General features: G+C 59.5%; 18 protein-coding genes, 1 tRNA gene and 3 pseudogenes. 11 read left to right on the top strand and 11 right to left on the bottom strand.

What is annotated here, in order from left to right; genetic code table 11:
* A pseudogene (locus IVA91_RS00705) lies at nucleotides 1-544 on the bottom strand (transposase); the annotation flags it as partial.
* Nucleotides 545-610: 66 nt separating this feature from the next.
* On the opposite strand from IVA91_RS00705, the pseudogene IVA91_RS00700 reads away from it, so the two are divergent.
* Nucleotides 611-1,045: pseudogene (locus tag IVA91_RS00700) on the top strand (hypothetical protein); the annotation flags it as partial.
* 365 nt (nucleotides 1,046-1,410) lie between these two features.
* On the opposite strand, the pseudogene IVA91_RS00695 reads toward IVA91_RS00700, so the two are convergent.
* A pseudogene (locus IVA91_RS00695) lies at nucleotides 1,411-1,929 on the bottom strand (3'-5' exonuclease); the annotation flags it as partial.
* A gap of 1,058 nt (nucleotides 1,930-2,987) precedes the next feature.
* Between IVA91_RS00695 and IVA91_RS00690 the strand changes: the two are divergent.
* Nucleotides 2,988-3,188, top strand: a complete 201-nt coding sequence (locus IVA91_RS00690; RefSeq protein WP_247278644.1) for a hypothetical protein — start codon at nucleotides 2,988-2,990, stop codon at nucleotides 3,186-3,188.
* Nucleotides 3,189-3,386: 198 nt separating this feature from the next.
* On the opposite strand, the gene IVA91_RS00685 is transcribed toward IVA91_RS00690, so the two are convergent.
* Nucleotides 3,387-3,626, bottom strand: a complete 240-nt coding sequence (locus tag IVA91_RS00685; RefSeq protein ID WP_247278643.1) for a hypothetical protein — start codon at nucleotides 3,624-3,626, stop codon at nucleotides 3,387-3,389.
* A 237-nt stretch (nucleotides 3,627-3,863) separates the two neighbouring features.
* Here IVA91_RS00685 and IVA91_RS00680 point away from each other — a divergent pair, with 237 nt between their 5' ends.
* Entirely contained in the window at nucleotides 3,864-4,049 is a 186-nt protein-coding gene (locus IVA91_RS00680) for a PRC-barrel domain containing protein (RefSeq protein ID WP_247278642.1), read from the top strand.
* Between the two features lie 301 nt (nucleotides 4,050-4,350).
* On the opposite strand, the gene IVA91_RS37040 is transcribed toward IVA91_RS00680, so the two are convergent.
* The 5 genes from IVA91_RS37040 to IVA91_RS00655 all read right to left on the bottom strand — a co-directional run bounded on the left by IVA91_RS37040 (nucleotide 4,351) and on the right by IVA91_RS00655 (nucleotide 10,761).
* Nucleotides 4,351-4,542, bottom strand: a complete 192-nt coding sequence (locus IVA91_RS37040) for a hypothetical protein (RefSeq protein WP_122406599.1) — start codon at nucleotides 4,540-4,542, stop codon at nucleotides 4,351-4,353.
* 358 nt (nucleotides 4,543-4,900) lie between these two features.
* The gene (locus IVA91_RS00670; RefSeq protein WP_247278641.1) at nucleotides 4,901-5,245 is read right to left on the bottom strand and encodes a hypothetical protein; all 345 of its coding nucleotides are present in this window, start codon (nucleotides 5,243-5,245) and stop codon (nucleotides 4,901-4,903) included.
* Between the two features lie 2,898 nt (nucleotides 5,246-8,143).
* Nucleotides 8,144-8,380, bottom strand: coding sequence for a PilZ domain-containing protein (locus IVA91_RS00665; RefSeq protein WP_247278639.1), 237 nt, complete (start codon nucleotides 8,378-8,380; stop codon nucleotides 8,144-8,146).
* 478 nt (nucleotides 8,381-8,858) lie between these two features.
* Complete coding sequence (locus IVA91_RS00660; RefSeq protein WP_247418932.1) at nucleotides 8,859-9,068, bottom strand: hypothetical protein; 210 nt, start codon at nucleotides 9,066-9,068, stop codon at nucleotides 8,859-8,861.
* A gap of 1,354 nt (nucleotides 9,069-10,422) precedes the next feature.
* Entirely contained in the window at nucleotides 10,423-10,761 is a 339-nt protein-coding gene (locus IVA91_RS00655) for an H-NS histone family protein (protein ID WP_247278637.1), read from the bottom strand.
* Between the two features lie 959 nt (nucleotides 10,762-11,720).
* On the opposite strand from IVA91_RS00655, the gene IVA91_RS37035 reads away from it, so the two are divergent.
* Entirely contained in the window at nucleotides 11,721-11,924 is a 204-nt protein-coding gene (locus IVA91_RS37035) for a hypothetical protein (RefSeq protein ID WP_247278636.1), read from the top strand.
* A 184-nt stretch (nucleotides 11,925-12,108) separates the two neighbouring features.
* A complete protein-coding gene (locus IVA91_RS00645) occupies nucleotides 12,109-12,480 on the top strand; it encodes a hypothetical protein (RefSeq protein WP_247278635.1) in 372 nt (123 codons plus the stop codon).
* Between the two features lie 760 nt (nucleotides 12,481-13,240).
* Here IVA91_RS00645 and IVA91_RS36750 read toward each other — a convergent pair.
* Nucleotides 13,241-13,375 (bottom strand): hypothetical protein, encoded by a 135-nt coding sequence (locus IVA91_RS36750; RefSeq protein WP_256464590.1) that lies wholly within the window; start codon nucleotides 13,373-13,375, stop codon nucleotides 13,241-13,243.
* A gap of 85 nt (nucleotides 13,376-13,460) precedes the next feature.
* Here IVA91_RS36750 and IVA91_RS00640 point away from each other — a divergent pair, with 85 nt between their 5' ends.
* Together IVA91_RS00640 and IVA91_RS00635 are read left to right on the top strand one after the other, a co-directional pair.
* Complete coding sequence (locus IVA91_RS00640; protein ID WP_247458263.1) at nucleotides 13,461-18,275, top strand: NAD-glutamate dehydrogenase; 4,815 nt, start codon at nucleotides 13,461-13,463, stop codon at nucleotides 18,273-18,275.
* 71 nt (nucleotides 18,276-18,346) lie between these two features.
* The gene (locus IVA91_RS00635) at nucleotides 18,347-18,697 is read left to right on the top strand and encodes a hypothetical protein (RefSeq protein WP_247418934.1); all 351 of its coding nucleotides are present in this window, start codon (nucleotides 18,347-18,349) and stop codon (nucleotides 18,695-18,697) included.
* A 37-nt stretch (nucleotides 18,698-18,734) separates the two neighbouring features.
* Here IVA91_RS00635 and IVA91_RS00630 read toward each other — a convergent pair whose 3' ends face one another.
* Nucleotides 18,735-19,100 (bottom strand): hypothetical protein, encoded by a 366-nt coding sequence (locus tag IVA91_RS00630; RefSeq protein WP_247418935.1) that lies wholly within the window; start codon nucleotides 19,098-19,100, stop codon nucleotides 18,735-18,737.
* Here IVA91_RS00630 and IVA91_RS00625 point away from each other — a divergent pair.
* Nucleotides 19,050-22,361 (top strand): transglycosylase domain-containing protein, encoded by a 3,312-nt coding sequence (locus tag IVA91_RS00625; protein WP_346015456.1) that lies wholly within the window; start codon nucleotides 19,050-19,052, stop codon nucleotides 22,359-22,361. The genes IVA91_RS00630 and IVA91_RS00625 overlap by 51 nt on opposite strands.
* Before the next feature lie 10 nt (nucleotides 22,362-22,371).
* A complete protein-coding gene (locus IVA91_RS00620; protein ID WP_247278631.1) occupies nucleotides 22,372-23,379 on the top strand; it encodes a hypothetical protein in 1,008 nt (335 codons plus the stop codon).
* A 187-nt stretch (nucleotides 23,380-23,566) separates the two neighbouring features.
* Here the strand turns inward: IVA91_RS00620 and IVA91_RS00615 are convergent.
* A tRNA-OTHER gene (locus IVA91_RS00615) sits at nucleotides 23,567-23,657 on the bottom strand.
* Between the two features lie 530 nt (nucleotides 23,658-24,187).
* Here IVA91_RS00615 and IVA91_RS00610 point away from each other — a divergent pair.
* Complete coding sequence (locus IVA91_RS00610; protein WP_346015455.1) at nucleotides 24,188-24,517, top strand: hypothetical protein; 330 nt, start codon at nucleotides 24,188-24,190, stop codon at nucleotides 24,515-24,517.
* A gap of 92 nt (nucleotides 24,518-24,609) precedes the next feature.
* Nucleotides 24,610-26,322 (top strand): recombinase family protein, encoded by a 1,713-nt coding sequence (locus IVA91_RS00605; protein WP_247418936.1) that lies wholly within the window; start codon nucleotides 24,610-24,612, stop codon nucleotides 26,320-26,322.
* Nucleotides 26,323-26,501 lie beyond the last annotated feature (179 nt).

Raw genomic sequence — 26,501 nt, 5'->3', positions numbered from 1 at the left:
CGGACCGCGAGCCTCTCTTCCTGGTAGAGCCGGAACAGTTTCTTGTGGTTGACCAGATAGCCCTCCCGCCTGAGCAGAACATGCAGGCGCCGATAGCCGAAGCGACGGCGCACCTCGGCAATCGCTCTCATGCGTTGGCGTAGGGCCGCGTCGTCCGCCCGGGTCGTCCGATATCTGATGGTCATGCGGCAACAGCCGATGGCTTTACACGCCCGCCGTTCGCTCATCCCGTGGGCGTCCACGAGATGGGCGACAGCTTTCCGCTTCCCCGCGGGCGTCACCACTTCTTTCCCAGGAGGTCCTTTAACGCCGCATTGTCCAGCATGGCGTCGGCCAAAAGCCGCTTCAGCCGCGTGTTCTCATCCTCCAGCGTCCTCAGCCGCTTGGCCTCCGAGACCTCCATCCCGCCAAATTTGGCTTTCCATTTGTAGATGCTGGCATCGCTGACGCCGTGCTTCCGGCACAGATCGACAACCGACACGCCAGCCTCGTGCTCCTTCAAAATCCCGATGATCTGCTCTTCCGTAAAGCGGCTGTGCTTCATGCTCTGGTCCTCATATGGGCCAGAGCGAACTTCAATCTGGATTAAGTCCAGGGGGCAAGGTCAAGTGCGATTGGTTGCGGCGTCGGTTACTCGGCCGCGGAGGCTCTTGCTCGACCCGCGTTTACCCTAAGCACCACCAGAACGGCGGTTACACTTGTGACAGTTACAGCGGCCGACCTGGGCTTCAAGGGCGAGACGGTGCCGTTGCGGCAAATCTACGAACTCGCGCAGCAACTGGGCTTCGGGCTTGCACCGCCCGAAATCGCCCCGCAGCTTAGACTTCAATATCTGGACCAGCCTGTAGGTGAGTTTCTGGTGATCGGGATGAACCCGATCCGGACATGGACTGGTGAAGAAGTCATCCTGCCCGTGGCAAATGGCGGAGCGGGCCTCATTCTCATCGGCCACGATGGTCGCCTCGATGCGGAGATACCTGTGACCTCCCGCTTCGTGTTCCTGCGCTCCTTGCCCATGGCGCCAGCGGCGCTGATTCGAAACTGACTGTCCAAGATGGCCGAGGTGATAAAATGCTGGCGATCCAATGCGATGAAGTACGTTGCGGTTCCATTCTGTGCACTGCTGCTGTTCACGACCGCGATACTTGCGCGAGATGACGGGCGCTATGCGAACTCCCCGCTGAAGTCGTGGTTCGAGGGTCACCGCGGGGACATACGACATGGTAGCGGCCTTCCATTCCCACCGGCTGCCGGGACGTATTCTAGGATCCAAGGGCGCCCTAACCGCCCCGTCGGCGTTCTCCCTTTCTGAATCAGCGATCAAGGACTCGCGGACTATTCAGGCCATTCGAGCCGTTAGCCCGACCCCGAGAATTGAGTTCTGTGTCGGGATTTTAGGCGGCGAAGCGCGAGCTCGAACGCGGTCTGCTCCGCCCAGACCCGCAGCGTCGGCTTGCGGGCGTTCTCGAGCAAGAGCGCGAGCGCCGGCGCCCGGATGGCCGGTAGCTCCAACCCGAGAACTTCCAGCAGAGCATGACAATCGTCGACGGCCCGGTGCGCCTGGTGGAAGAAGCCGGCGCCGTTCAGCAGATATCCGAGCTGCGAGCCCGCGAAGCCGTGTTTGCGGCAGTCGATCTCGCTCATGCTGCAGCCCCACGCCTTCTGCTCGAACACGGGCCAGTAGCGTTCGAAAAATTTCCGATCGAACCCGCTGTTGTGCGCGATGACCACGACCACCGAATCGTCGACGAAGGCGTTCACAGCGGCCTCGTCGATCTTGTGGCCAGCCACCATTTCGTCGGTGATGCCGGTGATCCACGTCACCTCCGCCGGGATCGGCGCGGACGGCTCGTTGAAGGCGGAAAACGTGTCTCTGACGCAGACGATCCGCCCGTCCGGCGTGTAGTCGAACTTGACCATCCCGAGCTCGCGCGCGGAAGCCTACGATATACTGCGCGGCATGGCCGGAAAGCTGGAGAAGGCGCTGGTGACCGCGTTCAAGCCGGTCGCGCTCACGAGGTGAGCGCGTCGACTGCGCCGCAACCTCGGCTACTGCGTCGCTCGGTACGGTCGCGGGAAAATCGATCTGCTTCAAGCCAGACTAATCGGTGCCGACTAATCCGCGCTGCACCAAACTTGCGTCAGAGCGCATTGCCGCATCTAGAATGTTCTGGAAAACTTCTCGCCGATGATTGGGTCGGTGCCACCGAATTGGTTCGGTGGCCGCTATGGCGGGAAAGATCAGTATGGGCGCGCGGCGCGAAGTGGTGTCAGCGGTTCCTTACTACGATTCGAGCTGCGTGATGTGTCGCCATCCTAAGCATGTGTGCACGCTATATCGACGCTGTTATCATCGCTCTAGTGCAACGGACCTGAATGCCTTGATTGCCAATGAATTCTACGGAGGTGAACCGCTTCGCTGGTCCGCACCGCGTGAACTCGGAATGCATGTGCCCGACGAGCCGGTAGTCTGCTCCTCCTGCAGGAGCGCGCCTCCTCGGATTACTTGCTGGCTTCAACGATCCGACGAACACGCCTGAGCCTTAGGTGCGCGGAGCGTAGTAACCGTATGTTCCGCTTTGGTGTGTAGCTGTTTACGCCGCAATCGTTGCAACGGCTGCGTTCGCGCTGAACTTCAGAACATGGTTCGAAAAGCAGGTTCGTCTTGATTTAACGCTCATGCCCGATGCTGTCCTGATTGGCGGCCAAGTAGCGCACAGCAGTTAATTTTGATCATCCGCGCATTTGCTCATGCACCTATGGCGGAATTCGGCAAGCTCTTACTACTTGCGCTAAGGCGCGCCTCAATTAGACGATGATCCGGGCTTTGCATCAGTTCGTTCCAAATTCGGGAACGCGGCGAAGCAAAAGTCCCGAGCGTTGCACATTTACAACCCGCACAGCCATTGGAGATACTAAGCTCATCAATCGAGACGGGCCGAAACATACTCTCATAGCTTACTTCATACGAATAGCGGGGACGGAAAGTGTTTGATGTCTATCGCAATGATAAGCGCGACTTTCTCGTTCTAAGCACAGGCGCTGCAATACCCGTAGTTTGCTCTCGGAATAAGTGGCGCAAGAGCAGAAAACGAGTTCTCAAAGTCAGCGACGAGATCAAGTCAGCCGTTCAAAGACAGGGCTATTACGTTCGCAGCTTGCGGGTCACCAAGGAGCGGATGATCTAGGTCGAGCAGGCCGGCGGTTTCTCGGTGTGCTACCTCTACAGCATCACCCACCATCAAGCCTTCATTCTCGCGTCTTCCGCATGGTCAACCGATGCGTTGGCGCCTTGCAGCCGATGCCGGTGTCTTCCCGTACTATCCCGCGCCCATGATCCGCAACACAGATGCCGGGGACCGAGAAGTCGCTGAAGTTCGTACGCTTCATTTGTCCGGATGGCGCTGCGTCTGCTCCGGCGTGCTATGTCCCGCTGTCTGCGAGGTTCGGTTTGTGGTCGCTTCAAACACGGCGATACGCCGATCGAATTGCCATAGCTCGATGTCGTTGGCATCAACTAGCTGCTGAGCGCGTTCTCTTGCGTCCTGCTCGTCGGCACACTGCAAACTGGCCACGCTTATAACGTGGCGGTGCTGATCCAGAAGGTAAGCTCGGTAGTGCGCCATCCCCACGCTCCCCAACGCCGAGAGCAACATTACTCCAGTGACGCAAAGGAAAACCACGGAAATCTGAGTTGGGGAGTTCACGCTTGATGTCTATCGCTTTCAAAAAGTCCATGTGCCCTCGAACGCCCGCCGATTGCACACTCGCGTCAAAATGCCAGAGTGGTAGAATAGACCGCAAGAATTCGCACCAAACAGAGTGCATTCGTGAGTGCTGCAAGTACCGGCGACGCGCGAGCGATGAACATCTTGCGCGAACTGCACGAGGCCGAGACGGAGCTGGTCGGCAAGACCGTCGTCTTGGCTGACGGCAAGGCTGGCACAATTGATCGCGTCTTCCTCGATGATGAGCACGGACTTCGCATCTCGGTCGCGGGACATGAAGGTCGCTGGCCGGTTTCGACGATGAAACACATTGAGGGCTGATCGGCCGTGCGCCCGGTGGCAGCGTTACCCTCCCAGCAGCGCGCGCTCGACGACCTGCGATCAGTCAGTGAATGGTTGACTTCACCGGGTCTGCCGATTGATCGAGAGCTGTATTCTCCTCGGCCTCTCGCACTCGGCCTCGAAGGGTCTCAAGTTCGGCAAGCTGAGAAAGAAGCGCCTGAGCGCGCAGGCACAGGACAACGCGGTTGTACGCCCGATTACGGTTACTCATTGCACGCCCCCGATGTTTGAAGAGTTGGCTCCTTGGGTCGGTTCTCATCCCCGTATTGCAAGGGTTTTCTCACCCGGCCAGATCAAGCGAGCTGGTCGAGCTACCGACGTTGCATTCCCGGAAGTGGGACGACAGCTCAAGCTCAGCCAAGTGTTCCCAGCATTCCGCGTCCGCGAGGAGTTTCCATTTGTTCATGCTGTTGTACGCGGCCTGTTGACGGCACAGCGAACCCATCGCGCGCAAGCGTCGCACCTTCTCCACTGCGAACCTCCTTCAGGTTTTTTCCAAAACATTGTTGGTCTCGGATGGAAAGTCTCGCAGATTAAAATGACGGGTGATAGTCCGGTGTTTGACCGGTTTAAATGACAGCGCAATCGTCTGACTTTTCAGCGGCGTAGTATTTTCAGAAAGCGCTTGATTGCATCCAATGCTTCGATCAAGGACGGCCGCACTGGTCGAGGTGGCAAGCGTGGCTTGCGAGGGGGCATCGTGATCACAACAAACAAAACGTTGATCAGTAGCCATAGCCCAAGAACTAAAAGGGTAGTCCGCACGCGAACGTCCCAAATTTAACTAAATATAGGGGCACCGCGCGGGACAGTAATGACCGCTTTGCCTCTCACGGCCAGCACAGCCAACCGATTGTCGGCCGTGCCACCATGGCTGGAATTGCATCATGCAAAAGGCCACCAACTGAGAGCCTCTGAGGTCCGTCGGCTTCACTCACGTTCATAGACGTATAAACAGCGCCCTTCAGCAGTCCGTCCACGCCTGAACACGCGTATTGCACGCTGCTAAGCGCATGACCGTCGCGGTCGCCTATTTGATCCTGGATTGGCGCACCAATAACGCTGCACTCGTAACGACCAACTGGATCTGCCACGGCAACTTCGTTTGCGGCAAGGAAAGCAAGCACGAAGCAGATAAAGGCGGACGGTATTCGTAGGACATGGATATCAATCATGGGAATGCTCCATCGGAAAAAAGGACAGTATGAATGCGGATGCATCCTAGCCCTTCTGCAACCGCAAGCAAGCTTATGCCGATCGTCCCTACGCCGAAGTTGATCGAATGCCGCCGGCCGCGGTCATTGCGCTACCGCGATGCGGAATAGAGTGGAGGCGAACGCATCTGGTGGCTGAAGACGGCTGCCTTCGAAGGTGAGTTTTAATGTTGGAGGCTTGAAACTTGCTGGTTTCTGCTGGGGTTTGTTTCAGCCAGAAGAAACACCGTCGCGGAGGAGGAAAACATGAACCAGCTAAATCGGCCATTGAGCAGGAGCGCAGTTATAGCTGGCAGCGTCGCTGCTGGTCTTCTTGCGCTCTCCGGTACGGGCGCCTCGGCTGCCATTGCGTGTAGGGGAGACGTTTGCTGGCGTGTTCATACGCCCTATCTCTACCCGCCGTCTTCGACAATAGTCATCCATCCTGACTATTGGAGGCCCCCAACTCCGACAATTGTCATTCGCGAGCACTGGCGTCCGGTGGAGCGCTTCACGCGGGAGTACATCGTGCGGGAGTATGGCAGCTTCGACGATCCCGAATGGTAGCCCAAGCCGCATAAAGGCAGACTGGAAGCCCCAGTACGTACATGGCACCCTGGGGGCGGGACTCCGATTGTCCTGGGTTGTTGCCTGTCTTAAGCTCGACCGGTGTGCTGTTGCGCCACCGATGCCACGATAGTTCGCCGCAGGCAAAGAAAGGCCCCAGTCCGGGGCTGACTCGAGACTGGGGCTAGCTGGTCTACTCGGCACCCATTGTTGGGGGATGCTCGCTTTAAAGGGGGCGCGCTTTGGTTCAATCTGAGCTCTCACTCGGATCGGCTGTCTTGCTCAGCCGCGGTCGCGGTGGTGATGCTCATGATGATGGATGAGGCCCCTCCAGACTTCGCGATGGCGGTTGACGTCAACGACGTCGAAAGCAACGCCGTCAGCGCCGGCGGGGTCACGACGGCGAACTTGCCGCAGTTCTTCACGCGCGGCCGACCGAAGCACTCGAAGCGAAGTTAATCCATCTATTTGCGCAGACAGCTCAGCCGCCAAGCCGCCTGAGTGGAGTTGCTCATGAGTACTGAGCCGAATCCCGACCGCACCGTGATCCTATTGTTCGCGATCGCAGTGACAATCACAGCCTTCGCAGCATTCGTCACCACGTTTGAGCGGGTTGGGAGCACCACACATGATGCCAAGACTCTCTCCGGCACCACAGGCTTCGCCAGCCCTCGGCGGCCTCTCGATCGCGGAGCGGGGCGACCAGCAGTGCGGAAGTAAGCAGGGCGCCGCTTCCGTGCGCTGCGGCATAAGATCCGCTGCCGGACTTTCGAACGACAGCCGACCCGAAAGGCAACGAAACAGACGAGCAACGACAGTATGGTGTCCGCCTTTCCACGTTCACGCTACCGGTCGTCTTTTGAGGCTTGCATGTTCCTACCTCTAATTGCATACTTTCCCGTTATCGCCTGCACATCGTTTCAATAGAATTGTTCGAGGCGGTGATGAGTAATCGAGGTCAGGTTTTCAACTTTTCGGCTATTCTGCGCGAACGGGTCGAGGGGCTGCTCGCATTTTTCGGGGAACTGCAGACGCTCCGAGGGCGCCTACGCGCCGCTAACGCGAGACGGATTGGCAGTGGTCGGCGTATCCGGAAGTCGGCCCGCAGAAGGAGAGTTCTTCGGCGGCCGTAACTACCGTTCAATGCGACAAGTGGTCTTGTTTAACGGTACATTGCGGAGAGCGGCTAGTGCTCACCTTTCAGGAAAAATACTGCGCCTCTGTCACTAGCCTGTGCAAGAATCTCCCATTCTGATGCGAACCTAAGCCATGATTCCCGATCGGCCTCATTCTCCGCCAGGCGGGCCGATTGGCGGCATTCCTGCGCCTCCTTTCGCAGCCGCTCGGCATCTGTAGGCTTCAACTATTCACCATCGGTATGGCACGCGTCTATTGTTGGAAAAACGCCGCTTGCCGTTAGCGGGTTTCTAAAGGTTTCCGCTTCATCTCGGCAGCGCGCACTTCTACAGACATGCGGCTCGTTCCAAGAGCTTCGACGATCTCTTGCCAGGACTTTCCTGCCTCTCAGCTTGTGAACGACTTGTGCGGATTCGCGCGCGCGTATCTGGTTGGTGGGTCGCGTTCGAATGCTGGGGGGGCGAGATCGATCCACTGGCAGTGCAACTGTCCAGCGGCTGCGCCAACGCACGCTAGAGTCGACGCGCTCAATGCCGGGGACTGTGTTACCAGGCCGCACAGGGATTACTCATGATAGGCCCCTATTCGAAATGAGCACAGATGCACGGGCCTGGATCGTAATCAGTCGCCGCTTACGGCTGCTGCACGGGTGAGCCGCGCAACGCGCCGCACTCTATCCCAAACTTCTATAATCGGATGGGCTTCGAGAAACTTCTCGGCTCGGTGCCTTGCTTCGTCATCGCCCGCACATTCCAGTTCGTAAATGGCCAGCGCCACTCCGGACAAATCTACTGCGTACGCTACGTAGCGCATTGGAACGGTCTCTCGAACCCGGCGGAATGCCCGCGAGTAAAACGGCGCAATTCTGACTCGGGATCGGGAGAATAGTTCCTGGCTGGCGGCTCAGCTGGTTCTTCTCCGTGGCTAAGCCCTGATCTATTCGAACCAGCCTCTGTCTCGCGGTGTGGCAGGGTTCGCCAGAGCCTCCCCTTGCCTAGATTGCACCAACGGTCTCGCTCGGAATCACTCCTCGAGAACGCGATCGTTTCCTCTGGGTCCCGGAACGGTCTGACGCTCTGGGGCCAGAGCAACAGCGGAAGATGGCCTCATAGCCGCGCGCCATATTAGAAGATCTGGGGCGGCATTCCTGGCCCGCGATTGATACCGACGTATCAATTAATAGAACGCGACAGCAACACGTTTCTCTTTGCGCCAGACAACAGCGCAGCGGCGCAAGTCACCGTCGGGAATAACAGTCAGCGCGAATTCGTCGGGAATTTTTTCATCTGCGGCAAGATCGAGGGCTGCGCCGAAGGCAGATATGCTGCGAATAGTGCAATCGGTTTTCGAACGGCCGAAGCTGATCAAGCCGACTCTTGCAACTTCTTTCGAACGAGGGCTGTTGTCATCCATAGTGTCCTCCAATTTCCGAGGAGCGCAAATTACGCATGGCAATGAATCGGCGGTGATGGTGCATGCCTTCCAGTGTCACCGAAGAGTTGGTTCACAGTTGTGCCAGTCAGTCCAACAACGCCCCGTCGGCAGCGGCAGGGCTTGCTTGCCTCAAAGAAAATCCCGCAGCCGAGCGATTTCGGATATCTCTTCTGCGGTCAGTACGGCCGTAATAAGTTGCGTTTGCGGAGCAGTATGTATCTCATAGAGATGACGCTGGCTGGCGGGCTTCGCTAGGAGACCCCGGATGCATGCGTCCAAAGTGCCCTCGATTACGAGATATGGACTAAGCGATGCCGCTGCGCGTTGATTTCCAATTGAAGGCCATTTTTTTAGTGCTGCCGCGGCAGTGAAATCGATTTGCGCGCGCTGCTTCGAGCCGACCGGCGCCCCTGACGCCCCTCTCCGGCGATCCGCCGATTCCGTTCTTTTCGCAGCTCTAATCATTGCGCGGGCCAGGGTCCGGACCGGGATGTTTGCGCTTTAAACTTTCCGGCTTCGTCAATAACAATTTTAGAAACTCCACCGCCGGTGCTGCGGGACTTCCCCCGAACTGAGCAGCAATCTCTGCGCTCGGCACTTTCACGGCCGAGGTTTCAAGTTTGCCTATGTCGTTTTCAGTCGGAGGCCGGATGTTACGTTGAGGCATTGTCCTCTCCTCCAATGCAAACGGTCCTCAGGCTTTTCCTAAAAGGAAGACTGCCGGAGCTGAAATGGCGCTGGAACATTAAATGTCGTAATTAAATCTGAGATAATATATGATGTTTTAATTGGATAATAAAGATAATAATGGATGGATTAACGCAGGCTCGAATGCCCGACGCCACCCCTTTGTATTATCTTGCATTTTTGGTGCCGCGCCGGGTGAAGAGAGGCGCTAGTTCCCTTCGCAGCGGAGAACGGTATTTAATTTGACAATTTAAATAGGCTCGCACCATAGCGTCTCGGGCTGGCAGCGGGACAAGTTCTACCCAGCCGCCTATGGCGATGGTTGCAGGAGGAGGTCTCGGTAACCCTCTCTTGGGAATCGCGCGGAATCGCGCGACAGGATGACCGCCTATCTTCTCCGCGCCCGCTTGTCCCTTGATAGGCTAGCGCACTTTTTTCGTCGCGCTATGCGAGCCTCTTACCGCGTGGCAATCAATCCGCTCGCAGTCGCAACTATCCAACGGTTACCCCAACGCACGATAGAGTCGATCCGCCCGATGCCGGGGATCACGTCGCCCCGTGCAGCCATTCGAATCCCATCGGGCCCTTCGAGCACTGCCGTTCCGCCGCGAACGTCAAGGACTGCCCAACCTCCAATAGTGTTGGTCTTGTCTCGGGGACCGACAGGAGCTGCCCCGTAGACCCGAGCGAGCCGGTCACAGACACGTCCGCCTCGACAGCCGAAGAAGCTTGGTTCGAAGCTTCCGCCGATTGCGCCCCACTCGACGCTTTGGGCAGGGGCTTCGGAGCAAGGCCCGCGCTTATTGTGGAGGGCTGACCTACACCAGGCGGTGTTCGCGAGGCTGATGCTAATGCTATCTTTCGGGCGCTTTCGATCCTACCGCCTGACTTCGTGTCCGGCATGCGGCGCGAAACCGTTTCTACCTGAGCAATTGGGTGGAGAACCGAGATAGTTGCAGGACCGTACCAAGCCCCAGCCCATCCCAACCCGAAGCCCCCAGCCAATGCGGCGACGACGAGCCAAATGGTGCGATTTGGATGGCCGCTTGGCGCCAATAGCGCCAGGATCTCATCTCGATTCGAGGTCGAGAAATCTGATTGGTCGAGAGTGACGGGCCAGGTCGCGAGCTCGCAACTGCCTTGATCCACGACCGTCTCGAACCTCTCCAAGGTATTCGCATGATGCAGTGGCATGCTCGGGTCCCTTGTGGCCCCCAATGATCATGCTGGGAACTAAACCAACCCTTAACAGCCGATGCATCTCGGCACGAATAAGACAGTGGTGCATCGCGCAGAAGACCAAAGGAGTGATCTACCGGATGCCCCCGCAGCGCTCAATTGACTGCCGACTTTTGAACCGAAGCCTGGTCGATTAGGAACTCATCCAACTTCCCGCCGCCTCGAAGCTGCGGCCGCAGCCACCGAGGCAGCCTGCCGCGACCGGACCATGTCTCCGCCGGGTTCTTCGGATTGCGATATTTGGGACGAACGGGCGGGTATGGACGGCGCTTACGATCGAGCCGTGTGGCCTCGCCGGCCAGTCCCATCCTGTGGAGCCGTTCCTCCAACTTCGCTTTTTGCACCAACATTTTTTGAGTGAGGCTGGCGGTGACCTGTTCGTGAAGTATCCAGAGCTCGTCAAGGGAGAGCGAATTTAAATGCGCGGTGTCCATGGCTCGATCCAAATTCTTGGGAGAAGGCCCAGGCAGACAAGTCGGGAATGAAGGAGCAGACAAGCCACCAGCTAAATATTAGCCGTACAATCCACATTTAAATGCGGAGGTAGCAGGGAGAAAGGCACCACGGCGGTAATATCGTGGCGAAGCTTTTAATGGTGCGAGGGGTAACTCTCGCTAGCGGCTCGCAGACCGATATCGTGACATCCACAAACTTAACGCCCTGACCGGTTGGGCTTTCGCTGCTGATGACGCTGGGGGCTTCTCAATCTTAAGCTCGAGCCGCACGGTTCGGCACGCCGCGAGATTACGCGGCTGAGCCATCGATGAGTTCTAGAGCGCTGGTATAGCCGAATTGCCACACGTACAAAGGTTCCGCGTACGTGCACTCACTTTTGGCACTGCCTCACACCCACGTCGGATTACGATTGCGGTCCCGTTGGGGGACTGGCCATGCGGTACAAAGTCTTCGTGGTGGAGAGCGGCAGGCGAGTCATTTGCGCCGCAAAGCTCGACTGCATTGACGAACAAGCTGCGAGACGTCGAGCCGAGCAAATGTGCGGCGAGCACGACGTTGAGCTTTGGGAAGCCGATCGGCTCGTTGCTGTATTTCGAAGTGCCACGTCGGCCGACACGAAGGGCGGCCGCTCTCCTGAATAGATGGCCGGTCTAGCCTCCGCGGAGTTAGTGCATGCTCTCATCGATCGAGGCGCGATTCGCTCTTCTCATACTCGCGGGCCAAAAATCGGTTTCCCTCTCTTATCGGAACGGCGCCGCGGTCGCTGGTGCGCCTCAAGATGGTCGACGGCGTTTTCGTGCCTGGCACGTCGTGTAGCAGAAGTCGCGGAGCGTTGCACATTTACAACCCGCACCGCGGTTCGAGGTTGTAAGCTGGTCGATTAGAATGACCGAAACGTATTTTGTGTTTACTTCGATTGGATTAGCGGGGGCGAAAAGTGTTTGATGTCTATCGCAATGGGAGGCGTGACTTGCTCGTTCTAAGCACAGGCTCCGCGATACCCGGGCCTTACTCTGCAAATAAGTGGCGCAAGAGCAGAAAACGAATTGTCCTAGGCCAATGTTGCCGAACTTCGATAGCGTTCGTGACGCAACTTGCATACTGCAACACCGACTGCTCGCAACCTCATAACTGTTTGTAAACTGCTTCGGCGTAAATTCTCGGACACGACAATCTACAGATAGCCGGCGTGGTGGTCGTCATTATGGCAAGACTAGTCCAAGTTGGCCTGCCCCGTTGTATTTCGCGTACAGCTCTATTTTTCATAGTCTCGTGTTTTTCATGTTCGGCAAAGCGACGCCGATCCGTAATTGAGAATTGCGACCATGTCTTCAGTGCTAAAATTCCGGCAGCCATACAAGGCGAAATCTGAGACAAGTCCCCAGAGACTGCCCGGCATTGTGGCGAATGTCGCCGCTCTGTTGTCGCAGGTTCAAGCTCTCGACATTCAAACAGCAGATGACATCCGTCGGGCTGTTTTCATTCTTGAGCTCGCAAATAGCTGCATCCGATTGATCGTGGGGCAGACACAACTGAATGAAGCGACGAGAACGACTCTACTGGCTCAGTCGACGAAGATCGATTTGCTTATTGCAGAGACGCTCAGGGAGGCGGCGCATTTATTTGGAGAAACTGATTTGAAATTGGGGATTGCAGATGATGGAGAACAACCGAAAAACGCACCGTGTTCGCTTTGAACACAAGCATACGGTCAGCATCATGGGTGTCGATGGGACGTGGCGACGAAGCTGCACTCTTGTCGATGCCTCTGCAACCTGCCAAGCTTGAGGTCGACGGCTCAACAGACCCCCTGAAAGCACAGGAATTCTTCTTGGTTCTGTCCTCCACGGGTCTGGCATTTCGGCGTCGCCGACGTCCGACCCGTTGTCGTGACGATACGCCCAGCCCCTATCAATCGTAAAGCTTCGTGCGTCCCAAGCCGGTCACTTCGCATGCATGGTCAATCGTGCAGGTGAGCCGCTGGGCGAATGGCATCGTGCTCGGTTCTGCTGCTTTCGGAGCGGATAGACTGACTTGTGACTGTTGTCCGCCAGTTTCCTCTCGTCGATTGTATCTCACGTGGCCCTCCATTCGCACAAAGCTCGACTGGGCAAGAGTTGATGGTGCGACGAGCAACGTCAATGCGAACATCCGAGGGCGCTCGCGTACGACAGCGCATGTCAGCGGCGCTTTGAATGTTTCCGGACACCAAAGGGTGACGAGGAAATTCTTCGCGAATGCGCCAGCCACAGTGAGGCATCGCGCCAAGGCTAGTCTGCTAGTGTCGGCAGCAAATTCCCCAAGCGTTCGCCGCTGTTCACCAGCGTCTTATTCAACCATTATTCAACGAACGCGGCTGATGGCTACCTAAGTGCCTGAGTTTGCTGGCGCGCCGTCCAGAACAAAACCGCGAACTCATACACAATTGAAATTGCTTGTGATTTTTCTTGTCGTCAATCATTCGACGCCGGTCGGCCCGCTGTCGTAGGGGATTTCAGCCCGCCTCACGACGGCGAGCGCCTTTTGCTCCGGGATCGTAGTATTGTCGTCGGAAGCCGTCGAAGCTTCGAGACCGAGGATTTCGCGCAGCACTCGATCGCGGCGCTCAAAGAGATGCACTCCAGATCAAGCTGATGATCGCGGCAGCGGTCGGACGGCACGACAAACGGAGGACATTATGGCGTGGCGTGACGACAGGGCACGGGCAACTCTCATCCGCGAGGCAGCGGGCAGCGTGCAGCCGGGCCGGAGCCCCCGGGCCTTTGCCGAGCTTCTGTTCGGCTACACCAATGTCGAGGATCTCGCCAATCACGATGCCTCGTCGCTGGCCTTCCTGGCGGAACAGGCCTGGGAGCACGTGCAGCAGCGCACGGCCGGCAGCGCCGATATCCGCGTCGTCAATCCGATGATGCCGGACGGGCGCGAGATTTCCGTGCTCGAAATTCTCAACGACAACATGCCCTTCCTGTTCGATTCCACGATGGCGGAGCTCGCCGAGCAGGGCATCGAAGTCACCCTCGTCGCTCACCCGATCATCGCGGTGGAGCGCGATGACCAAGGCAAGCTCCTGCGCTTTTACGGCGAATCACTGCCGGCGGGAGCAAAGGGCGCGCGCGAGAGCCTGATTCATCTCCACATCACTCGCCTGGACGCCGATGCGGATCGTCAGAAGCTGATCGACGGCCTCGCCGGCACGTTGAACGACGTCAGCGCCTGCGTCACCGACTGGCGCGCCATGCGCGAGCGCGTTGAGGCGGCAATCAAGACGTTCTCCTCCAATCCGCCGCCGCTGCCGATCGACGAGGTCGCCGAGGCCAATCAGTTCCTGCAATGGCTGTGCGCGGACAATTTCACCTTTCTCGGGGTGCGCGAATATCGCTTCTCGCCGGACAGCGATGCGTCCGACGACATCACGACCGGCGAAGGCCTCGGCATCCTCCGCGATCCCGATGTGAAGGTGCTGCGCCGCGGCAGCGAAATGGTGGTGATGACCTCGGAAATCCGCGAGTTCATGCGCGAGCCGACGCTGCTGATCGTCATCAAGGCCAATGTCTCCAGCCGCGTCCATCGCCGCATCCGGATGGATTACATCGGCATCAAACTCTATACGCCCGACGGCCGGCTCGAGGGCGAATTGCGCGTCGTCGGCCTGTTCACCTCGGGCGCCTACACCCGCTCGGCACGACAGATTCCTTATGTCCGCCACAAAGTTTCACAGGTGCTCCAGCGCGCCGGCTTCGACCCGAACAGCCATTCGGGCAAGGCGCTGGCACACATTCTCGAAGACTATCCGCGCGACGAACTGTTCCAGGTCGACATCGATACCCTCTACAATTTCGTCATGGAGATCCTGATCCTCTATGAGCGCCCCCGCGTCCGCGCGCTGGCACGGATCGACAAGTTTGATCGCTTCGTCTCCATCCTCGTCTTCATTCCGCGCGACAAATACGATACCGACGTGCGCACGCGCGTCGCCAACTTCCTCGCGCAGGTCTACAAGGGAACGCTAGCGGCATCCTACGTGTCCTTCCCCGAAGGATCGCTTGCGCGCGTCCACTACATCGTCGGGCGCTATGAAGGCAAAACGCCCGTCATCGAACGCGCCACGCTCGAAGCCGGGATCAGCGCCATCGCCGCGACCTGGGCCGACAAGCTGAAGGCAGCGCTCACCGCCTCGACCGACGGCATGCGGGCGCGCATGCTCACCAACCGATATGCCCGGGCCTTTAGCGGCGGCTATACCGAGGTGTTCGGCGCGGAGCAGGCGATCACCGACATCACGACAATCGAAAAGCTCACGCCAGCCCGCCCGGTGATGATCTCGGTTCACCGCCTCGAAGGCGAGGACGATCCCAGGCGCTTCGGCCTCAAAGTGTTTTCGGACGCCGCACCGCTGTCGCTGTCTTATCGCGTGCCGGTGATCGAACATCATGGTCTGCGCGTGGTCAACGAACGCACCTATCAGATCGTGCCGGGTACCAGGCCGGAGCCGGTCTGGCTGCACGACATGACGATCGAGACCAGCGACGGCGAGCCGATCGAGATCAACCCGGACTTCAGCCACCGCCTGGAAGCCTCGATCATGGCGGTGGTCCGCGATCGCGCCGAATCCGATGGATACAACGGCTTGATCCTGCGCACGGCCCTTGGCTGGCGGGAAGTCTCGACCATCCGGGCGCTGTCGCGCTACCTGCACCAGATTCGCGCGCCGTTCACCCAGGATTATATGTGGGCGACGCTGCGCAAGAACGCCGCTATTACGGCCACCCTCGTCGCGCTGTTCCAGGCCCGCCTCGATCCACGCCTCGCCGCCACGGACGCCGAGCGTTCGGCACGAGAGACAGCCCTCCTTGCCGAGATCGAGGAGCAGCTCAAATCCGTCGCCTCGCTCGATGAAGACCGCATCCTGCGCCGCTTCACCAATCTGGTGCAGGCAACCATTCGCACCAATCTGTGGCAGATCGGCGAGGATGGACATCCGCGTCCGGTGATCTCCTTCAAGTTCGACGCGCGCAGGATCGATGACCTGCCGGCACCACGACCGCTCTACGAGATCTTCGTCTATTCACCTCGTGTCGAAGGTATTCACCTGCGCTTCGGCAAGGTTGCGCGCGGTGGCTTACGCTGGTCCGACCGGCCGCAGGATTTCCGCACCGAGATCCTAGGCTTGGTAAAAGCGCAGCAGGTCAAGAACGCCGTGATCGTGCCGGTCGGCGCCAAAGGCGGCTTCGTGCCCAAGCGCCTGCCGTCGCCTTCCAATCGCGACGCCTGGCTCGCGGAGGGCACCGAAGCCTATCGCATCTTCGTTCGCTCGCTGCTCGAACTCACCGACAATCTCGACGGCGACGTCGTCGTGCCGCCCGAATCGACCGTGCGCCACGACGGCGACGACCCCTACCTCGTCGTCGCCGCCGACAAGGGCACTGCCACCTTCTCCGACGTCGCCAACGCGATCTCGGCCGAGAAGAACCATTGGCTCGGCGATGCCTTCGCATCCGGCGGCAGCCAGGGCTACGATCACAAGAAGATGGGGATCACGGCGCGCGGCGCTTGGGAGGCGGTCAAGCGCCACTTCCGCGAGCTCGGCACCGACATTCAGACCACCGCATTCACCGCGGTCGGTGTGGGCGACATGTCCGGCGACGTTTTCGGCAATGGCATGCTGCTCTCGCCGGCGACAAAGCTTGTGGCGGCTTTCGATCATCGCGACATCTTCATCGATCCCTCGCCTGATCCCGCCATCAGCTTCGCTGAGCGCAAGCGCTTGTTCGATGCGCCGCGATCGAGCTGGCAGGACTACAACAAGTCGCTGATCTCGCAGGGCGGCGGCGTGTTCTCGCGCCAGCTCAAGGCGATCCCGCTCGCTCCGGAAGTGCGCACCCTGCTCGATCTCGACAAGCCGCAAGCCACGCCTTTCGAGGTGATGACGGCGATCCTGAAGGCTCGCGCCGATCTCTTGTGGTTTGGCGGCATCGGCACCTATGTCCGCTCCTCCGGGGAAAGCGACGATCAGGTCGGGGACCGCTCCAACGATCCGATCCGCATCGCGGGTGGTGACGTGCGCGCCCGGGTGATCGGCGAAGGAGCCAATCTCGGCGTCACCCAGCGCGGCCGCATCGAAGCGGCGCAGAAGGGCGTCAAGCTCAACACCGACGCCATCGACAATTCGGCCGGCGTGAACACGTCCGACGTCGAGGTCAATATCAAGATCGCGCTGGCGCGCCCCGAGCGCGAGGGACGCCTCAGTCCCACTGACCGCAACAGCCTGCTTGCCGCGATGACCGACGAGGTCGGCGCGCTGGTGCTGCGCAACAACTATTTGCAAACGCTGGCGCTCTCGCTGGCCGAGCGCAAGGGTGTGGCTGAGACCGGCTTCCTCGCCCGCCTGATGCAGTCGCTCGAGCAGCGCGGCTTGCTCAGCCGGGCGGTGGAGTTCTTGCCCGACGACGCAGCGCTCACTGAGCGCACACGGCGCGGCCAGTTCCTGACGCGGCCCGAGCTTGCCGTGTTGCTCGCCTACGCCAAGCTGACCCTCTACGATGACCTGCTCGTCACCAGCGTGCCCGATGACCCCTATCTTGCCCGCGAGCTGTCTCAGTATTTTCCGCGCGAGATTCAGGACAAGTTCCCGACAGCGGTCGAATTCCATCGCCTGCGCCGGGAGATCATCGCGACCAGCCTCGCCAATGCGGTGATCAACCGCGGCGGCCCTGCCTGTATCGTACGCCTGATCGACCAGACGGACGCCGATATCCCGACCATCGTCATGGCCTACGTGGCGGTCGATGAATGCTACGGTCTGAAGGGGCTCAATGACGCGATCGATGCACTCGACGCCTGCATCGACGGGCAGGTGCAGCTGTCCCTGTACGCTTCCGTGCAGGACCTCCTGCTCTCCCGCATGGTCTGGTACGTGCGCAATCTCGATTTCAAGGGCGGGCTGGAGGCCGTAGTCGCGCGCTTCGGCCCGGCTATCCGCCAGATTGTCGGCGCGCTCGATACCACGCTGCCGCCGGACTTGCAGGCCGCACGCGCCAAGCGTCGGCAGGACCTGACCGACGCTGGCGTTCCGGCCGGCCTTGCCGGCGAGCTCGCCGATCTCGACGCTCTGGTCTCGGCACCTGACATCGTGGCGGTTGCCGAGCGCACCACGCGCCTCATTGGCGACGCCGCTGCGACCTTCTTTGCCGCCGAGGCGAATTTCCGTCTCGACCGCATCATCGCCGCCGCGCGCCACGTGCCGGCAAACGATTATTTCGAGCGCATGGCCATCGATCGCGCCGTTGAGCAGATCGCCGGCGCCGAAAGAAGACTGGCCGCGGATATGCTGGCGACCGGCCAATCCGGCCGGCAGGCTGTCGAGACCTGGCTCGCGGCTCACCCCGAAGCGACGCGTATCCGCCGCTCGGTCGAGGAGATTGCTGCCAGCGGCCTGACGCTCGCCAAGCTGACGGTGGCGGCGAACCTGCTGGGGGACTTGGTCAAAGCCTGAGGACGTTGCGAGGCAGCGATGCAACACGTGCAATGCCAGCGCCGGTTGTCGCCGGCGGACGGAGGAATCCAATGATCCACGCCACTTGCCATACCGCCGATAATGTCCGCTGCATCGAGTTCGATGCCACACCCTGGTTCAACGAGGCTGACGCTCCGAGCATTATCGACTTGGCCCAACGAGGATGGGCCAGTACCGCGATTGCAGATTCCCTCGAGGGCCGACGCGGATACGAACGGCTGCACGACCTCGTTGAGTATGCGGCGAAGCGACTGCAATCAGAATCCCTGGAGGACCCCACCTGGGAAACCTTCGAGTGCGTCGTCGACGGACCGGAGGCCGTGGCCTGGCTTGAGAAAAACCAACCCGACGTGATGACAAGGATCGGTAAGCCACGAAAAGCGCTGCAACGGCGCGCTTGATTGGCGGCATTGCGAAAATCAATTCAAGCGCAAAGCTTCACTCATCCAATTTCTTGTTCAGTTCAGGATCGAGCTTGGTCCGGTCGACAGACTGATAGAACGTGATAGGTCTGCATTTTCCTTCGAAATCGGCGAGGACGACCGCCGTCCACGGGCTCGTGGTCTCGCCCGAACCGTCGCGGGGGTCCGGCATGACCTTGCGAGCAGCGACCACATACCAAGCGCGACCGGCAGTTGCCGCCTTCGCAGCCGCAGCGAACTCATCCAATATCCCGCGCAGATTTTTGCGCATTTCTTCTTCAGTGTCCCCGCGGAGGTATTTTCGAGACGACTTTCCCGCCTCCCCGTACTCATGATGAATGTTCAACTGCAGTCGGGCATCGTCCACTTCGATCTTGGTCACCCGTGTCACCGCTCCGCCTTCGCGAAGATAGTCTCGCACCCGGACGTCGCAGGCCAAAAATCTGTCCGTGGGCGGCTGAGCAACGCTAGCTGCAGGGGAGACTGCGGCAAGTTTCTTTTTTCGAGGAGCAGCATCCGCAGGCATCGTGGCGAGGGTGGCGCTGAGGAGCGCCACGGCAAGCACGACTGGAAGAGGGGCATTCATGAGTGCGCTGCCAATTCGGTCTTTCTAAAACGCACGGGCCTCGCATTGGTTCCGCGGCGAGGCCAGGGTGGAGCAATCATGAAGGCCCTGAGAAGCGGGCGGCGGCAGCTCAGGAACTTTTTCCTCAACACAGTCTTGTTTGTTATTGTTCTACGACCTTACGGAGGCGGCTTTTTCGACCGTCGGCCGGTCATGGACTCGATACTCATCAAGATCTTCGCCACGGCGCTTGCCTTCAGCCAGGTCACGACGCGGCCGGATGGGGTCAAGACGGAGTTCGATGCGGTGCGCGACCGCTTCGAGGTGGCGCAGCTTTTGAGTGCCGGCTGCGCCCACATGCGCAAGGCTTTCGACATCGAGGACATCAACCTGGACGATCTGATTGCCACTGCCATGGATGACAAGCAGGCGTTGAACAACGAGATCAAGGCGCTCAAAGGACTGAATTTGGCCGACCTCCAGGTGGCCTATAAGCAGTTCTGCAAGGTCGAAAACGTGGAAGAATCTCCGGTCGATCTTGGTCAGGTCATCGCCTTCTACAACAGCGCGGTCAAGGATCTGCCCGACGCGGTGCAGCTTAAGCACCTCAGGCTTCCTGGCACCAGCATAGTCCTCGACAACAAGGGCGAGCGCCTGGCCGAGATTTACGTGCCGAACAATCGCCGCATCTGGGTCAAGCTTGCGGATATCCCGGAAGCGGTGCGTAACGCATTCATCGCCGCCGAGGACAAGCGCTTCTTCCAACACGCCGGCATTGACGAGCGCGGACTGGTCCGCGCTTTCATCGGCAACTTCACGCACCCGGGCCGGCCGCAGGGTGGCTCGACCATTACGCAGCAGGTCGCCAAGAACTTGCTGGTAGGCAGCGACATCACTTACGAAAGAAAACTGCGCGAAATGATCGTTGCCTCGCGGATGGAGCGCGCCCTGACCAAGGCGGAAATCCTCGAGCTCTATCTCAACTCGATTTATCTCGGTCGCGGAACCTGGGGCATCGAGATGGCGGCGCGCAGCTATTTCGGCAAGCCGGCCAAGGCGCTCTCCGCCCTCGAGGGCGCCCTTCTCGCCGCGCTCGCCAAGGGACCGAACTACTTCAACCCCGACCATCACCCCGAGCGCGCGCGCGAGCGCCTTGCCTACGTGCTCGGCCGCATGCGGGACGACGCCATGATCGACGCCGCCGCGGCGAACGCAGTATTGCCGCAGCTGGTCGAGTACCGGCCGACGCGACGGGATTTCGGCTTTCACTTCGTCGATCACATCGCCCGCGAGGCAAAGTTGGTGGCGGGCCTCGATACTCTCACCAACTCCTCCTACACGGTGCGCTCGACCGTCAACTCGGCCTTGCAGCGCGTCGTCGAAGCGACATTGCAGGAGGGCCTCGCGCGGTACGAGCTGAACACCGGCCGTTACAAATTTGAGGGACCCGAGGCGAACATTTCCGATGACGTCCGTCGTATTGCGGCAGACCTGAAGACCGCGGAACCGGCTTGGCTCGCGGCGTTGAAGGCGACGCGGCTACCTCTCTACGACGTTCACTGGGAATCGGCGGTCGTCCTGGAGAATGCGCGTGGCAAGCGTGGCCACGCCATCAACGTCGGCCTGACCGACGGAAGAATCCTGCCGCTGAACACCTGGAGCGCCGCCATCCAGCGCGGCCTCAAGCCGTACGATGTGGTCTACGTGCAACTGCGCGAAGCCAAGGGCAAGGAAGCGGCGCGTGCCGATCTGCGTATTCGACCGACGGTGCAGGGAGCGGCGCTCGTACTTGGGAACGAAACCGGCCGCATTCTCGCGATGGCGGGCGGCTTTTCATATCCGGCAAGCCAGCTTAACCGCGTCGTCCAGAGCCTGCGGCAACCCGGCTCAACCTTGAAGCCGCTGACCTATCTCGCCGCCCTTCGCAAGGGATTGCAGCCCAACACGCTGGTGATGGACGAACCCATTACGCTGACACCGATCGGCGCGACGGTCCACGCGCGCCGGGGCGATTTCTGGTCGCCGAAGAACTATGACGGCGGCGCTTTGGGCGCCATTACACTGCGGCGTGCGCTGGAAAACTCCCGCAATCTCGCCACCGTGCAACTGCTCGCGTCCGGCCTCGACGACGGTGCCGAGCGAGGCCTCGACCGGGTCTGCGAGCTCGCGATGGAAGCGCAGCTCTACAAGGACTGCATGCGCTACTACCCGTTCGTGCTCGGTGCCCAAACCGTGCGGCTCATCGACCTTGCGGCTTTCTATGCAGCGATCGCCAACGAGGGCGCCCGACCCCGGCCCCATGCGATCGAAACGATCGAACAGGACGGCCGACCAATCTACCAGCACGATCCGCGTGCGGTGGACTGGATCGGCTCGGCCGACCGCGCATCGTTTTACCAGTTGAAATCAATGCTGCAGGGCGTGCTCGCGCGCGGAACCGCGCGCGTCGTGAAGCATCTTTCGCCCTTTGTCGGCGGCAAGACGGGTACCACTGATAATGCGGTCGACGCCTGGTTCGTCGGTTTCACAAATGACGTTACCATCGCCATCTGGGTCGGCTACGACAACAGCGATGGCGGGCGCCGCTCCCTTGGCCGCGGCCAGACCGGATCAAAAGTGGCGCTGCCGATGTTCGAGCCGATCGTGCAGGCAACCTGGGAGCTGCACGCTCCCAAGACGGCATTGAACGGCCCTTCGCGCGAAGCAATGCATCAGCTCGCTACTCTGTCGATCGATCCCTATACCGGCGATCCTTCACCGGCCGGCTCCGGCCGCGCTTTTACCGAGTATCTCAAGAGGGATCCGTCGGGCAGAATCGATGATACGCAATTTCGGATCGTCTCGCGTGCAGAAAGCTACGCCTATCGTGGCGGTCGTGATGAAGACGACGGGCCATTCCAGCCGTGGTCCGACGAGAGCCCCCATTACGGCGATAACCGGTTGCCCTTTCCATTCCCGACCTGGCGTCTTGGTCCTCGCGAATATCCCTCCTGGCGCGGACCTCCCGATGACGAGGACCGCCTCCCGCGACCGCCGCTCCGAGTCGACCCCGATTATTTCTGGCGGCGGCTGAATTGAGCATTGACCCATGAGACTCCACCGTGCCGCTGTCCTCATCGCTGCCTGCGTGGCCGCTTGCACAGGTGCGGCCGCGCAGGAATTCCAGCTGGAGGACGTGCCCGCACCCGCCAGCGTCCCGATCGATCAGATCAAACCGCGCACCGTCATCTTCGCCGACCAACGCAACGACAAGCTCGCCGATCCCTCGACCGAGCTCATTCCTTTCGACGATTGGGCCCGCTCACGTCCGGTTCAGCGGCGCTTCCTCTCGCTCTTCCCGAGCTTCGTTGAGCCCACGCTCAACCAGCAAACGAAGCTGAAGCTCTCGGTCTACCAGGCGGAGGCGCGGTTTCGACTTTCAAGACCGGCAGCGGCATTGGATCTGTCGCGGTATGCAAATGTCGCGTTCCTTGAGCAGATCGATCCGGCCGTCAAGCACTGGCCCATCACGGCGGGCGATGATGCTCCCAACAAAGACGCGGGCGCCGCGCATAACCGTCCGCCGGATCGCCGCTGGTGCGAGGACGCGAACGCGATCTGCGTGCGGTCCCGCTACATGTTCGAAGGGAAAATTCCGGCGGGCATTCAGCTTGCCAACAAGCTGCGCGAGGAGAGCAAAAAACCGATTCCGGATTTCATCGAGTTCCAGAGTGAGATCATGCTGGTCACGCAGCCGCGCCTTGCCGAGTTGCCGAGCCTGACAGGGCTCGACTCCACAGTCACCAGCGCGCTCGAGCAGAACATCTTTTGGGTGAACCAGGTCATCCAGTTCGGCAAGCTGCTTGCGGTTCTGCAACAGCATCCGACCGAGCGGGAAGCCGCCATCGCAACGGTCTACATCCTGATTGCGGTCAGGAACGACGTGCTGAACAAGCAAAGGGAATACAGCAATACACCCGTTCTGCGAAACCTCGTTCCCGCGCAACTGCTCATGGGCAAGAGCTCCTTCAACAGCGGCGATTCGCTGAGCGCCGGCCTGCCGAAATACGCCAGAAGCCGCATCAAGGCGATCGCCAACATGATGGAGCGGGAATAGATCGTGTGCGGCAACGACAAATCGCGTTTGCAGTCGACAGGCGTCTGAGAAACCCCGAAGAACTGGCAAACAGGTCTCCGAGCCAGGGCAAGACTCCTGCCGCCACCGCTTGCAAGATCAGTCGCTCAAGAGGCTGGCACTCCCGATCGGGACTCCCATCCCAAAATATCGCGGAATATCGTGCATTTGGCGCTCCCTAGGGGAATCGAACCCCTGTTTCAGCCTTGAGAGGGCTGAACCGCAGAAGCGAGTTCGCGGCCGACATTGTCGCCCGAGTCCCCGAGCGACCCGGAGGCGCGTCCGGCCTCGATCTACCAAGGATTAGATTGTTGGCCCGGGCTTTTGTCAGATTGCGTGGCCAGTTCCACTTGATGGGTGGGGCCCACGACAACGATCGAGGAGTCAGGTTCAAGCGAATGAGCGAGCAGCAACGACGCCTCAAGAGATTGCCAATCAAGGATTCACCACGAAGCCATCAAGGATTCGGTTACTAAGGCGAAAGCTGAGGCGCTACCGATGCGCTACGGACCGGGATTCGATGCGACGCGACCCTTTTAACGCATTGATATCGTGCAGACTTCTGGTAGCGGGGGTCCGCTACATCGCTAAACCCACTATTTCGGAGGTCCTGTTTTCTTACCGGCGAGCAGCCTAACTCGGGCCGTCGGGACTTGGTAGTCCGCCAAAAGGCCGCCGATTCTTTACCTCCCCGCGCCCCATAGTCTTCCTGACGTGGCTCATTGTGCCGGGTGTCATCTACGCGTGGCGCCGGGGCCACAGGCAGCTTGCTTGTAAGGCCAGCCTTTTGATGTTTGCTGCACTCACAATTGATGCACTCGGCGTTCGTCGCGGTCTAAAGGTTGAGTACTTCGTATTCACTGATCCCTTGATCATCATCGCCGGAATGCTGCTGATGGCCCGGATCGACTTTGTGCGCTCCCATCGGGCAACGTTCCCAGTAGGCGCGACGCTGATTGCCTTGCACATCGTTGTAAGCAAGGCCGAGCCTATAAAAATGCTCATTAAACGCAGCGGGCCGGAAAGCATTTGTGAGTGGCACCAGGAATACTTGCCAACCTCCGCCTGCCCTGGTGTGCTTCCCTATCGAGTTCGAGGCCCACCAGCACGTAAAGACTGATCGTATTCGTCTCAACTCGGACCGGTGCCGGAAACGGACCGTGCACCTCTCCAGGCCAGTCTTGCCTGTCAAAGTCAAGCGGGGCCGGTTCCATGCAGACAACAGCACCTCCCGCCGATGCCGCTTTGCGTGGATTGAAAGCCGCGCAATACGTCCGCATGTCAACGGATGCCCAGAAATACTCGATCGAGAACCAAATGGCGGCGATAGCCGCGCACGCCGCGCGGCGGCACATCAAAATTGTCCGCACTTATGCCGATGCCGGCCGCAGTGGGCTTCGCATCCAGGGACGCGCCGGGCTCCAGGATCTTATTCGGGACGTCCAGCTTGGCCGCGCCGACTACGATTGCGTGCTGGTGTATGACATCACACGATGGGGACGGTTTCAGGACGTGGATGAAAGCGCCTATTATGAGTTTATTTGCAAACGCGCGGGCGTCCGTGTCCACTACTGCGCCGATGAGTTCGAGAACGACGGGAGCTTGGCCTCCATTGTTCTCAAGAACATCAAGCGGGTCGCGGCTGCCGACTACAGCAAGCAGCTGTCAAAGAAAGTCTTCCTCGGACAGTGTCAGGTCGTAAGCCTCGGCTACTGGCGCGGCGGTCCGGCCGGCTATGGGTTGCGCCGCATGCTGCTTGACGAGCATGGTAAGCCTAAAGGGGTCCTGGAGTACGGGGAACACAAGAGCCTAAAAGCTCAGCGCACCGTGCTAGTGCCCGGTCCCGCGCCGGAGCAGAAGGTCGTGCGCCGCATCTTCAAGGCGTTCGTCGACCGGAAAAAGAGCCGAACACAGATCGCGATCGACTTGAATGCGAACAGCATTCCCAACGCACGCGGCAAGCCGTGGACCTCGCTGACCATCAGCAACACCCTCAAGAACGAGGCCTATGCCGGGCATCTGGTTTATAACCGTCGCTCTCAGAAGCTCGGCGAAAAGCAGGTGGCCAACCCGCCTGAGATGTGGGTTCGCCGGGACAATGCCTTCAAGCCTCTCATTGCGCCACGTCTCTTCGCTAAGGCGCAGCGTCGACTTGCGCAGGTCGAGCATGGACGCGTCCTGTCCAACGCACAGATGCTCGAGCGCCTACGCACCCTGTTCCGCCGGAAGGGCCGCTTGTCGCTGAAATTGATGATGACCACAAAGAGTATCCCCCACAATAAGACCTACGCTCAACGTTTCGGATCGCTGGCGGAGGCATTCAGGCTGGTCGGCTTCGAACCCAATCCCCGCTATTGCTTTCGCGAGACCGCGGCAAAGGTGGACCGACTGATCGCCTCCATCGCCCGCGACATCATCGGCGAGGTGGAAAAACGCCGGCGCAGCATCACTTTTCTTCAAGAGCTCCGCCTGCTGACTATAAGCAGCAATGTGACTGTATCGGTCACCTTGGCGCGGGCGGTATCTGACGGAGAACAATATTCCGGACCTACTCCTCGATGGGAGGTACTAAGGCTCAAGTACAAGAAATCTGATCTCGTCCTGATCGTTAGACTTGATGCCGCCAATGAGCGGATCCAGGATTTCTTCCTGCTCCCCACAGCTAATCTGCCCAAGACAAGAGACGGACGCGTGCGAATTTCGACGCGGGTCTTTGGTCAAAGTAGGTGCCCCACATTTGCGACTGTCATCAGCGCCCTGCATCAGCGGCTGGATGGACCTCAGTGCGGCTTTGAGTTGCATGAACGCGAGGTCAGCCGCCGGTCAGCCATTCAAAACCGTGCTTCCACAACAACGCTAAGCCAGCAGAAGAGACCACGGACGCGAACGCGGCCCAAAACGCGGAGCGACTGCGCGCAGCACTGATCGACCGCAAGTACAGGAATGCCCCTAGTAGTGTGCCATAGTTCCTCCTGAAGTCTCCATTGAGCTTTGCAATCTTTGACAGCTCGGAAGTTGTCTCGATTTCATCGGCCATATGCGCTGACCCTCGTTACTGAACCAGCGCCTTATGAACCACTGTTTTGCCCGACGGATCAACCGAA

This window comes from Bradyrhizobium sp. 153 (assembly GCF_023073835.1).
Taxonomy (GTDB): Bacteria; Pseudomonadota; Alphaproteobacteria; order Rhizobiales; family Xanthobacteraceae; genus Bradyrhizobium.
The sequence above is the reverse complement of the archived record's forward strand: the minus strand, read 5'-3'. Positions and strand labels throughout refer to the sequence as shown.

Bases quoted from the DNA above. Each gene is read 5' to 3' on its own strand.
- IVA91_RS00605 (WP_247418936.1), top strand. From the start codon at position 24,610: ATGCAGACAACAGCACCTCCCGCCGATGCCGCTTTGCGTGGATTGAAA.
- IVA91_RS00660 (WP_247418932.1), bottom strand. From the start codon at position 9,068: ATGCCTCAACGTAACATCCGGCCTCCGACTGAAAACGACATAGGCAAA.
- IVA91_RS00620 (WP_247278631.1), top strand. From the start codon at position 22,372: ATGAGACTCCACCGTGCCGCTGTCCTCATCGCTGCCTGCGTGGCCGCT.
- IVA91_RS00655 (WP_247278637.1), bottom strand. From the start codon at position 10,761: ATGGACACCGCGCATTTAAATTCGCTCTCCCTTGACGAGCTCTGGATA.
- IVA91_RS00645 (WP_247278635.1), top strand. From the start codon at position 12,109: ATGTCTTCAGTGCTAAAATTCCGGCAGCCATACAAGGCGAAATCTGAG.
- IVA91_RS00610 (WP_346015455.1), top strand. From the start codon at position 24,188: ATGTTTGCTGCACTCACAATTGATGCACTCGGCGTTCGTCGCGGTCTA.
- IVA91_RS00665 (WP_247278639.1), bottom strand. From the start codon at position 8,380: ATGGATGACAACAGCCCTCGTTCGAAAGAAGTTGCAAGAGTCGGCTTG.
- IVA91_RS00635 (WP_247418934.1), top strand. From the start codon at position 18,347: ATGATCCACGCCACTTGCCATACCGCCGATAATGTCCGCTGCATCGAG.
- IVA91_RS00640 (WP_247458263.1), top strand. From the start codon at position 13,461: ATGGCGTGGCGTGACGACAGGGCACGGGCAACTCTCATCCGCGAGGCA.
- IVA91_RS00685 (WP_247278643.1), bottom strand. From the start codon at position 3,626: ATGGCGCACTACCGAGCTTACCTTCTGGATCAGCACCGCCACGTTATA.
- IVA91_RS00670 (WP_247278641.1), bottom strand. From the start codon at position 5,245: ATGATTGATATCCATGTCCTACGAATACCGTCCGCCTTTATCTGCTTC.
- IVA91_RS00625 (WP_346015456.1), top strand. From the start codon at position 19,050: ATGATGAATGTTCAACTGCAGTCGGGCATCGTCCACTTCGATCTTGGT.
- IVA91_RS00680 (WP_247278642.1), top strand. From the start codon at position 3,864: ATGAACATCTTGCGCGAACTGCACGAGGCCGAGACGGAGCTGGTCGGC.